Origin of the sequence: Sandaracinobacteroides sayramensis (assembly GCF_022014495.1) — a bacterium.
Taxonomy (GTDB): domain Bacteria; phylum Pseudomonadota; class Alphaproteobacteria; order Sphingomonadales; family Sphingomonadaceae; genus Sandaracinobacteroides; species Sandaracinobacteroides sayramense.
In genome coordinates, this window is the sequence record NZ_JAKLSQ010000020.1 from 1 (window position 1) to 12414 (window position 12414).

General features: G+C 67.1%; 1 protein-coding gene. It reads left to right on the forward strand.

Annotated elements, in window-relative coordinates:
* Positions 1 to 78: 78 nt before the first annotated feature.
* Positions 79 to 12414, forward strand: a 12336-nt coding sequence (locus L6Q21_RS14475; RefSeq protein WP_237831482.1) for a hypothetical protein, incomplete at its 3' end; no start/stop codon positions are given.

Below are 12414 nucleotides of genomic sequence, written 5' to 3' on the forward strand. Positions count from 1 at the left end.
TCAACCGTCAACACAAGAAACCTCATCGCAGCAACCGCTAATATCACAAACGAACAGTTCCTGAACTACGGCATCCACATGCGCACGGTAGAGAGCCCCAACTGGTGGGAGCCGGCGATCCAGGTCGCGAGCTTCACCGAAGCAACCGGCAAGGTGAAGGTGGAAGCCGGCGCCGAGATCGCCACGACCGCTGCCACCTCGGTGGTGGAATCGGGCGGGTTCGTGATGCTGCTCGGCACCGAGGTGGAAAATGCCGGTCGCATCACCAGCAGCCGGGGGCAAACGGTGCTGGCCGCCGGCGAGAACTTCCTGATCCGCCCCGGCTATGGCACGGACCTCAACCAGCGTTCGACGACGCGCGGTCAGGAAGTCGCCGCCACCATCGGCGCGGAAAGCACGGCGGGCCTTGCCACCAACAGCGGGGTGATCGAGGCGAAGCAGGGCGACATCACCCTCGTCGGCGAGCATGTGGTGCAGGATGGCGTGCTGGTCTCCACCACCAGTGTCCACACCCGCGGCACCATCCACCTGCTCACCAATGTAGCCGACACCAAGAAGGACAGCACCAGCGTCACGCTGACCAAGAACAGCCTGACCCTCATCCTCCCGGAACTCGAAAGCGACGAAACCGCCACCGACGCCCAGCGAAACGCGCTCGTCGATCCGGGCGCCCGGACCACTCCGGGGCTGCTCAACAATCAGGGCACCGGCAACGTAAACTATACTCAGCCGGACCGTCTCGACCAGTCGCGGGTCGAGATCATGACTGCCGGCACGGCGCTGTTCGAGGGCGACTCGCTCACCATGGCCCAGGGCGGCCAGATCAGCGTCATGGCCCGCAAGCGCACGTTCGTCGCGGATGGCGCCGTGCTCGACGTCTCCGGCGTGCAGGGCGTCGCCATGGACATGGAATCCAACAGCCTCCTGGTCAGCCTCATCCAGCCCTATGATTATCGCGACAGCGCGCTGAACCGCGAGAATGAGAATCTCAAGAGCCAGAACGTCTGGGTCGACGTGCGCGATCTGGAGATGCTGCCCAGCGGCACCGGCGGCCACGACGGCGACCGTTACTACACGCCAGGCGGCCTCATCGAGGTCTCCGGGCATCTCGGGAACGCGCCGCACAAGATCGGCGAATGGACGGCCACCGCCGGAAGCATCACCTTCACCAGCAGTAGCGGCTGGACGGGCGGCAACAAGACCAACGACACCGGCGAACTGATCGTCCAGAAGGGTGCGATCCTCGACATCTCGGGCGGCAGCCTCGACTATGCCTCGGGGTTCATCAAGTCGACGCTCTATCTCGGCTCGGACGGCAAGCTCTACAGCGCCGACAAGGTGCCGGCCAATGTGAAGCTGGTGGCGATCGGCGCCAACTTCATGCGCCGCCACGAGCGCTGGGGCGAGCGCTACACCGAATATTTCGTGACTCCGTTCAGCCGCGTCCACAGCACCCGCTACGAAGAAGGCTACACCGTCGGACGCGACGCCGGAACGCTCACGCTGTCGGTGCCCACCGTCGTCATGGAAGGCACGCTGCTGGCGGATGTGATCGTCGGCGACCGCCAGACCCAGGCCCGGCCGGACCTGCCGGTCAAGATGGGCGACGCCGGAATCATCGAAGGCATGCGGGAGCAGCGGATCGACGGCTACAAGCTGACGCAATATGTGGCGCCGCTGGCCGGCGCCCTCTATGTCGGCAACCAGCAGCACGTCACCCCCACCCCCGGCGTGGGCGATCCAGGCGCATACAAGTCCATCGTGACGCTGGCGGACGGGACCGACATCACCTCCGGCATGACCGTGGATTCCGAACTGGCGCCCGACACCAGCTACAGTGCGCGGCTTTCGCTGGATGCCCTGAATGCCGGCAAGCTGGGCGCGCTGAAGCTGAGCGGCGAGACGATCCATGTGGAAGCCGATCTGACGCTCGGCAATGGCGGCCTGCTGGTGGCGCGGGCGCAGACCATCAACATCGATGGCAACATCACCGCGCGCAGCGGGGTGATCGCGCTGGAAGGCGGCACCAGCCATTATTCCACGGGCGGCGCCGAACGTGTGGTGACGCGGGTCGAGCTTGCCGAGGGCAAGACCCTCGACGCCAGTGGTCTCTGGGTGAATCTCAGCGACGGCGGCGGCAATCGCGGCGACCTCGCCTGGCTGGCGGGCGGCGATGTGCTCATCCGCTCCGCCCAGGGCTCGGTGGTGCTGGGCGAAGGCTCGCTGATCGACGTGTCGGCCGGCGGCGCCATTCTAGAGGAAGGGCAGCGGCAAGGGGCCAGCGGCGGCAATGTGCTGCTGGCCACCGGCTATGTCGCGCGAACCGGCAGCCTGCACGAGCTGGTGCTGGACGGCGACATCCGCGCCTATGGCTCGGAAGGCAATGCAGGCGGCAGGCTGCACCTCGTCAATGTCGACCGGTCGCTGACCATCGGCGACCCGGTGCTGGAGGGCGGCAACCTGCTGCTCGCCGGAGAGCCGGTTCCGCTCGATCTGGTGGTGACCGAAGCGTTCGTGCTGCCGGCCGGCAGCGTGCTCGGCTTCGATTACAATCACCAGATCACCAGCCTCTTCGGCGGCGAGACGATCACCAGCATGGTCAGCGCCGATCCGGTCGGCTTGACGACGCAGGGCGCGTTCACGATGCCCGCCAGTGGATATGTCTATAACGAAGACTATTCACAATCCTGGTTCGGCGGGGACACGGTGCCCGCCGGCACCACCATTGCTTATGGAAGCATCACCTATCTGGCAGGCGAGACGGTCGGCGACGATGTGAGGACCGCCTTCCCGGACGGCCTGCCGCTCGCCAATCCGATTATCGTGCCGATCCCGGCCGGCACCGAGCTGGAAAATGATCTGCGCGTCGCTGCCGGAACCAAGGTGCAGAAAGGCTGGGTGCTGCCGGTCGACGTGCAGGTGGCGAAGCCGCTGCATCTCGCAGCCGACTTCTTCCAGAAGGGGTTCACCGATTATCGCGTGCAGACCGGTGGCGACATTCTGGTTTCCGCGGGCGCTGAGGTCGATGTCACGGTGCCCACCCGCCGCATCACCGATGCCAGCTTCGCCATGCCCAGCGGCACGGCGCTTGCGGACACGATGGAATTGTGGACGCCGCCGCAATTCCGGGAAGACGCCGTCAACGGCCGCTTCGTCCAGAGCAAGGGCGCCAGCCTCAGCCTGAACGCAGTCGCGCGCAGCGACGTGGGCGGCTGGACCGATGGCTACGGCACCTACTGGCAAGGCAGCAAGGTGAGCGGCCTGTTCGAGCTGGCTGAAGGCGCGCTGATCCGCGTGGGCGACGGCAAGTCGGTCACCATCAACGCCGCCGAGCGCATGCGGATCGAGGGCTCGATCGAGGCGCGCGCCGGCTCGGTGAAGCTGACGGCGGGGCCGGCGGAAAACATGAACCGCGATCGGAACCAGGCCTCCAAGCTCATCGTCTATGATTCCACCCGCGCCATCTGGATCGGGTCCGACAGTGTCATCGACGTGTCGGGCCGGGCGATGCAGGCGGTCGACCGCAGCGGCCTGCGCTACGCCGATGTCTCGGCCGGCGGCTCGATCGATATCGGCGGCGTGTCTTCCGCCTATGTGGTGGTGCGGCCGGGCGCGAAGCTCGACGCTTCCGGCGCCGGGGCCGAAATCGACTATCTCACCTCCAGGCCCGGCGGCCGCACGCAGAGCCGCCTGATCGCCAGCGATGGCGGCCGCCTCTCCTTCGCTTCGCAATATGGCATCTATCTGGACGGCGAACTTCTCGCCCATGCCGGCGGCGAAGGCGCGCTCGGCGGCGAACTGGCGGTGAAGCTGGCCTCGCCCATCATCGTCGACGCGGGCGCGAACGTCTATCCGTCGCGCGCCGTGCCCAACTTCATGCGGCGCCTGCGCAGCGTCATCATCGACCAGGACTATGCGCCTCGCCTGTCGGCGGACATCGTCTGGGGCGATTGCATCACCGCCTGCTGGACTCCGGGCCAGCTGGTGACGGAAGCCGAAGCCGCCAATGCCGGCGTGGTGGGCACCGTGGCGGAAGCGCGGATCAGCGCCGAGCAGATCAAGGCGGGCGGCTTCGACAGCCTCGGCCTGGAAAGCCAGGATGTGGTGCTGTTCGACGGCGACCTGACGCTGAACCTCGGCCGCAACCTGACGCTGGCCGGCAGCATGGGCAACCTCAGGCCCGAAGGCGGGGAGGTGTCGCTTTCCGCCGCCTATGTCCGCTTCGCGGGCGGGCTCGCCTTCGGCGGCAATGACATCACCTTCGAAAACCCGGGCTTCGCGACGCTCGGGCGCCTGCCCAGCATCGGCAAGGGCAGCCTGACGATCAGCGGCGGCCTCGTCGACATGGGGGGAATCCGTTTCGGCAGCTATGGTTCGATCGGCGCGATCGACAACGAGCAGATCGAATATGACTATGCCTCGCCCAAGGACGTTCACATCATCAGCCGCAGCGACATCCGCCTGACGGGCGGGGAAAGCATTTCGCTCGGCGATCTCACCCTGACGGCGGCGCAAATCTACCCGCTGGGCGGGGCGCAGGCCACGATCCTTGCCGGCGTCTATACATATAAGCTGCCGAACAACAACAACGGCTATCGCACGCTGGTGCCGGGGGGAACGCTCAACATCCGGAAGCTGGAAGGTTCGACGGCGGCGGCGCCGCTGTCGGTGCACGGCATGGTCATACTGGGGGCCGACATCGTCAACCAGGGCGGCGTGGTGCGGGCGCCGCTCGGCCAGATCGTGCTGGGCGTCGGCGGCGACAAATACAAACCCGGTATCGACAAGGTCGAACCCGGCCAGAGCTACTGGAGTGGCAACGACGTTATCACCAGCCAGGTGAACCTGCTCGCGGGCAGCCTCACCTCGGTCAGCGCGGCGGGGCTGACGATCGCGCATGGCGGCACCACCGACGGCCTCACCTGGACCCGCAACGATGCCGTCGCCAATGGCGAAGGCATCAACACGGAACTGATCCGCTCGGAGCAGGGGGTGGTGGTGTTCGCCTCCCTCAACGCCGAGAAGGGCGCGGTGCTGGATCTGTCGGGCGGCGGCACCTTGTCGGGCGCCGGCTTCATCCCCGGCCGTGGCGGCTCCGTCGATATCCTGAAGACGCCGCTGGCCAGTGTGAACCCCGGCTACCGCAGCTTCAGCGACCCCGACAGCAAGGTCTATGCCATCGTGCCGGTCTACCAGCATTCGATGGCGCCCGCCGCGATCGGCGGCAGCGCGCAGCCGGAATTCGGGCAGCAGATCATCATCCCCGAAGGCGTGGAGGGGCTGAAGGCCGGCACCTACATGCTGCTGCCGGCCGAATATGCGCTGATGGAAGGCGCCTTCCGGGTGGAACTGGGCAAGGCCGCCAAGCCGGGCTCCGAGATCATTTCCCGGCTGCCCGACGGCTCGACGGCGCTCGGCGCCTACACCAGCATCGCCCACAGGCAAGGGCAGTCGCTGACTCCGTTCAGCGTGATCCTGACCCCGGCGAAGGTGGTGGAAACCCACTCGCAATATGACAAGACGACGTTCGAGGATTTCCTGCAGAAGATGCCGGCCTCGGCGCTGTTCAACCGGCCGATTCCGCGCATGCCGCGCGACGGCAAGGAACTGGTGCTGGCGCTCGCGACCCCGAAGGAAGGCGATACCCGTCCGGCCTTCGCGTTCGAGGGAACCGGCCTGTTCGCAGCCGCCGAAGGCGGGCTTGGCGGCTCCGTCTCCGTGGTGCCGGGGGCCTATTCCGATGGCGGCGAATATGGCTTCGAGATTCTCGCCGACGGTGCCACGCCCACCGAGGGCATGGCCTGGCTCTACGCGTCCGACCTCAACCGGGTGGGCGCCAATGCGCTGGTGATCGGCGGCCGCCTGGGCCGCTCGGTCAACGGCAGCACCATCTCCGTCACGCCGGGCGGCGGCTATGTCGGCAGCGGTGGAAGCGGAATTTCGGTCAGCTACACCGGCTTCGACGGCATCGTCGTGCGCGACGGCGCCACCCTGTCGGCGCCGCAGATATTCCTGGTGTCGGATGGCGTCTCCGACATCACCGTCGAGGCCGGAGCCACGGTCTCTTCGCTGGGCAAGGGCAAGCCGGCCTTCGATTCGACCCAGGGCTATACCATCAGCACCAGTCAGGCCTCGTTGCTGATGGTCTCGAACGGGCTTCTGGAAATGCCGGCGCCGACCAGCCGCGCCAGCACGGGGCAGATCCTCGTCGAGAACGGCGCCTCGCTCTATTCCGACGGCACGATCGCCTTCTCCACCCTGGGCGCCGTGAACCTCGGCGAGCAGGTGAATTATGGCGCGCGCTACATGGCCTTCTCCACCGGCGCGGTGAACATCGGCACCAGTGAGGCGCTGGATCTGGCCGGAGAGCAGGGAATCCTGCCGGGCGGAATCGCCCTCAACCAGGCCGTGCTGGAGCGGCTGATGCTGGGCGACATCGGCAACGGCGCCCCGCCGCTGGAGCGCCTGATCTTCTCGGCCGGCCAGTCGATCAACTTCTATGGCTCGGTGAACCTCGACACCCGTGGCCCCAATGGCGAATCCAGGCTGCAACTGGTGCTGAACACGCCCGCGCTCTACGGCCATGGCACGGCGGAAGACGTCGCCACCATCAGCGCCGGAACGCTGGTGTGGAACGGCCTGATGGGCACCCGCGGCGATCGCTGGAACGGCATGCCGATCTCCCAGCTCCCCGGCGCCCCCATCGCGGGCGGCCCCGGCACCGGCAGCGGGACGCTGAACCTGGAAGCCGACCGCATCGTCCTTGGCTATCAGGACGGGGTGCTGGTTCCGGCCGAGCTGCCGCTCGACCGGCTGGCGCTGGGCTTCGGCGCCGTCAATCTCTCGGCTTCGGAACGGATCGAGACGAACCACCGCGCGACCATCTCCGTCTGGCAGTCGCAGGCGGAATATGGAAAGCCCGGCACCGGCGGCCTTCTCAACCTGACGACGCCGCTTCTGACCGGCGGAGCCGGCTCGAAGATGACGTTCGAGGCGGGTGGCGCGGTCAATCTGACGGCGCCCGACGGCTGGACGCCGGGCACGGCGCGGGCCGAGGCGCCGATGGGGGCCGAAATCCACCTTCGCGGCGCCAGCATATTGGCGGACACGCTGGTTGCGTTGCCCTCTGGTCGTTTGCTGCTGACGGCGACATCCGGCGATGTGGTGCTGGGCGAGCGGGCTCATCTGGACATGGCCGGCCGCGCGACGGACTTCTTCGACGAGACGCGCTACAGCTGGGGCGGCGATGTGGAGCTGGAGAGCACGCATGGCTCGATCCGCCTGGCGGAGGGCGGCGTCATCGACCTTTCGGCCGACTACAACCACGCCGGGCTGCTGAAGGTGACGGCGCTCAACGGCACGGTGTCGCTCGACGGCCGCATCGACGGCGAGGCGCGCAACGGCGAGAATGACGCGAACCCCGATCTGCGCCACGGCAGCCTCGATGTCCGCGCCGGAACGCTCGCGGACTTCAGCGGGCTCAACCGGCGCCTGACGGAAAATGGCGTCATCGAGCAGCGCAATTTCCTGATCAAGACGGGCGACCTCGTGATCGGCGATGAAGTGCAGGCACGGCACGTCAGCCTCACGGCGGACGGCGGCAGCCTGACGGTGAACGGCCGGATCGACGCCTCGGGCGCGAAACCGGGCTCGATCCGCCTGTCGGCGCGTGACGACCTGACGCTGGGCGGCAATGCGGTGCTCGACGCGCGCGGCACCGCCCTGCAGGTGGACGGCTATGGCGCCCCCATCGAGGCTTCCAACCGCGCGACGGTGGAACTGACCTCGCGCGACGGCAGGCTGACGCTCAGCCAGGGCGCGGCGATGGACCTCAGCTCGCCGGACGGCGTGAGCCGGGGCCGGATCGAGCTGAACGTGAAGCGCGTGGGCGCCAATGATGCGGCGATCGAGGCGGCCGGCACGCTTACGGTCAAGGGCGCGAGCAGCATCGGCGTCAACGCCTTCAGCCGCTATCAGCCGGCGGACGGGGTGATCGACCAGGCGCTGCTGGACGACATCCATGTGGAGAGCGATGCCTATATCAACGCGGCGATCGCCAACCAGGCGCTGGTGAACCGGCTGGCGGGGCTGCGGGCGGGGGCCAATGCCCAGGCCTTCCACTTCCGCCCCGGCGTGGAGCTGGTGAGCGCGGCCGGCGGCGACCTGCGCGTGTCGGGCGACCTCAACATGGCAGGCTACCGCTACGCCAGCCTGAACCCCGGGATCGTGCGCGGCGCGAACTATGGCGATGCCGGTTCCGCCGACTATGGCTCGGGCGAGGCGGGCACGCTGCTGATCCGCGCCTCCGACGACCTCACGCTCAACGGCTCCATCACCGATGGATTCGCAGAACCCGCAAGAACTCCAGACGATAACGGATGGGTGTTGTACCCGGGCACGCAGGGGCCGGACGAACAGTGGATTCAGGACTATAAGGTTCCGGCGCCGGTCAGGCTGGCGGCGGGCACCCGGCTGCCGCTGGATGCGGTGCTGGGCTATGATATCGAGGTCAACGGCTTCTCGTTGCAGCCCAACTATGTGCTGAAGGCGGAAACCCGCCTGGCGCAGGCGGTGGTGCTGGATCGGGACTGGACGGCCGCTTCCTCCATCCTCCTGCCGGACGGCACGCTGATCGCGCGCGGCACGATCATGCCGGTCGGCACCGAGCTGCCCGCCGGATCGGTGCTGGGCGCGGGCGCGGTCTTCCCCGTGATCGTGAACATCGCCGCCATGACCTGGCCCAAGGGCGTGCCGCTGCCGACCACCCTCACCCTTTCCGCGACCGCCCAGCTTCAGGCGGGCGACCTGATCCCGCGCGACAGCGTGCTGGCGCTGGATGGCCTGTTCGGGCCGGTTCTTCAGCCCGTGGTGCTGACCTCGCCTTATGAGATGGTCGGAGCTCCGTCAGGCAATGCCGTCACGACCTTCCCTGGCGGAGCAGCCTCCACGGTGGTTCTCGATTTCCCCATCGTGGTGCGGCAGGGCACGCAGGTGCGCCGCAACGTGGAGCTTCCGTTCGGGTTCGAATCCAATGCTTCGGTCGCGAGGATCGCGGCCGGCTGGACGACGACGGCGCCGATCTGGGCCAGCAAGGCCGCGTTCGAGGCGAATCTGCCGCCGCTCTATGCTGCGGGCGAGGTGGTCAATATCGCGGTTCCCACCGGCTCCTGGTTCGGCGCCGGCACCACGCTCCCCGCTCTGAACGCCACCAACCCGGGTAATCTTTCCATCAGGGTCACCGATGTCCCCGCCGGCACGCCGCTCAACCTGTTCAACACCGCCAGTATTTTCCTCAACGCCAATGTCACCGCTCCCGCCGGCGCCACCATTCCCGTCGGTGTCAACCTGCAGCCTGTCGGCGGCGTGAAGGAAGCGGTGCGCCCCATCGGGCCGGACGGCACGCAAGGGCGCATCTGGGCGGCGGCGAAAATGCTGCCGCAAGGCTCGCAAAGCTGGTCGATGCGCTTCGTCTCGGGCGCCGACATCGGCTCGGCGGACGCACGGGCGCTGCGCGCCACCAGCGAGCTGGCGCAAGCCGGGCAGACGGGCGACCTCATCCTCTCGGATCGCCACTATTTCAACCCGCAGGCCAGCCTGGACGACGGCTTCAACGCGCAATGGCTGGAACGCCTCCGGCGCGTTCAGGTGTTCAGCGTGGTGCGCACCGGCATCGGCTCGCTCGACCTGCTGGCCGGCGGCTCCTACGAGCAGCTTTCGCTGTTCGGCGTCTACACCGCCGGCACGCCGTCCGCCGACATCGGCGGCACCACGGCGGACGGCTACAACGTCTACGACCAGCCGCGCGCCGTGCTGGCGGGCTCGGCTGGCCTCGCCAATCCTTATATCGGCGCCAATTTCGACGGCTATGTGGACAGCATCAGCGACTATCAGGCCTGGTATCCCGAGCATGGCGGCGACCTGCTGCTGTCCGTCCAGGGCAATATCACCGGCTATCAGGTCGGCAACCGTCCATCCACGCAGCGGCCGGATACGGGGAATCTGACGAACTGGCTGTGGCGGCAGGGCGCCTATGGCCTCACCGAAGGCAGCGATCCCCAGATGGGCGGGGACATTCCCACCGCCTGGTGGATCCACTTCGGTGGCTATATCCCCGCCAACCCGCAGGATAGCAGCACCAGCTTCTACAACCAGAACGCACCGATCCTGCTGGGCTTCACCGGCATCGGCACGCTGGGCGGCGGCAACCTCACCGTCTCGGCGGGCGGCAATGTCGGTGTCCAGGCGGAATGGGGCAGGATCCCGGGCGAAACCTACGAGAATAGCAATCGCACTATCATCGCCAGCCAGGCGCTCAACTTCGCGGTGGCGTCCACCGGCCGGGTGACGGAAGTCACGCGCGTCGCCGGCTTCGTCACCGGCGGCAAGCTCACGCAGACCGGCGGCGGCGAGATGCAGATCCGCATCGGCGGCACGCTGAACCCGATGGCAGCGCGCATCGGCCATTCCGAAACCAACCTGTTCGGCACCATCACCAACCTGCGCGGCGATATCGAGATCATGGCCGGCAGCATCGGGCGGGAGGATTTTTCCAGCCTTTACAATAATATGTATGATCCGCGCACCACGCTCGATATCGGCATCATCACCACCGGGCTCAGCGGCGGGATCACCCTGGTGCCGGGCGACGGCAAGGTGCGGATCAACACCCGCGGCCACCTCGCCCTGACGGGCGTCGGCGATGCGGGGGCAATCCCGCAGTTGCTGTCGGCGGGGACTTCGATCCTCAGCGAACAGCCCCCTCGCGTGGAAATCACCTATCTCTGGGACGAGGGCAACTGGTATGATGGCGTCCCCGGAACGCCGGTGGGAGACGCAGTGGAATGGGGCGCCTGCAACGACCCCGGCCAATGCATCGAGGTCGCCACGGAAATCCCCGGCGGCGTGGTCCGCTCCGATGGCGGCTTCCTGCGCAGTTCCTTCAGCCTGTGGCGCGAAGACAGCGCCATCCACCTCTTCTCGGCCGGCGGCAATGTCGCGCCGATGATGATGGGGCTTGGCAATCAGCAGGCGGCCAGCGGCAATGCCGCGCTGCGCGACAATCGTTACTGGTATCCGCCGATCCTGACGGCGACCGCACCCAGCGGCAACATCCACTGGACGATGCCGCAGTGCGGGCTGGGCTGCAACGTCATCCCGTTCCTGGAACTGTCTCCGTCGCCACAAGGCCAGATGGAGTTTCTGGCCGGCGGCTCGATCATCGGCGGCACCTCCACGCGCAACGACACCGTCGGCGACTTCCAGGTGCCGATGCCGGTGACGATCTCCGGGATGCCGAACGACCCGGACCTTCTGCCCAACCCCTTCCGCCCGGTCTATTCCTCTTCCACGGCGCGCACCCCGACCGGCAGCCCGAACCTGGCCGGGCCGCTGGAAGGCAACAGCGCTATGGGGGGCGTGGGCAGCAACCTCGCCTTCCAGCAGGACAACGCCACGGGCCGCCTGCTCGAAGGCCAGAAGAAGCCGGCGCTCTTCTACGCCGGGAAGGACATATTGGGCTTCGCCTTCGGGGTGACCGATTACAACGGCCTGCAACCGCTCTACATGAGCTCCGGATCGGCCTCGATCCGCGCCGGACGCGACATCGTCCACCTCGGCACGACCCCATCGGTGGGTTGCCTGTATTCAGGCCCCGCCGATTGCCGGGCCGCGAGCATCATCGCGGCGCCCGGCGCGTTCAGAACGGCCGGCCTCGTCGTTCACAACGATCCTCGTGACATCACGCTGGTTTCGGCTGGTCGGGACATCATCTACGCGAACATGACGGTTGCCGGCCCCGGCAATCTGATCGTGGAGGCTGGCCGCCACGTCTATCAGGAGGGCGAGGGCCGTCTGACGAGCGTCGGTCCGCTGTTCGACCTCAATCCGCAGACGCGGATGGGCGGGGCGGCGATCACGGTTCTGACCGGCGTCGGCGCCGGCGGGCCGAGCTACGACGCCTTCTCGAAGCTCTACCTCGATCCCGTCAACCTCGCGAACCCGGACTATCCGCTGGTGCACCCGGAAAACGAAGGCAAGGTGGTGCACACCTACGAAGCGGAACTGGCGGCCTGGCTGTTCGAGCGCTACGGCTATGTGCCGGAAGGGGCGTTCGCGACCTTCCTCGCCTCCAAGGGCCTCCTCGACGCGGACGGCAACAAGCTGAACCCGGGCGCGCTGGTGCAGCGGTTCGAAGCGCTCGGCTTCAAGGACGGCGGCGCGACGCAGGAGAATCTGACGGAGCTTCTGAAAGACAGCAGCTTCTTCTCCTACGAGCATTCCAATGGCGAGACCGTCATCACGGAAGCGCAAGGCGAGACCGTGCGGCAGATCCTCGAACGGTTCGACGGGCTGCGGCCCGTGGAGCGTGGCATTTTCACCCGTCAGGCTTATTACGACGAGCTGAAGGCGGGCGGC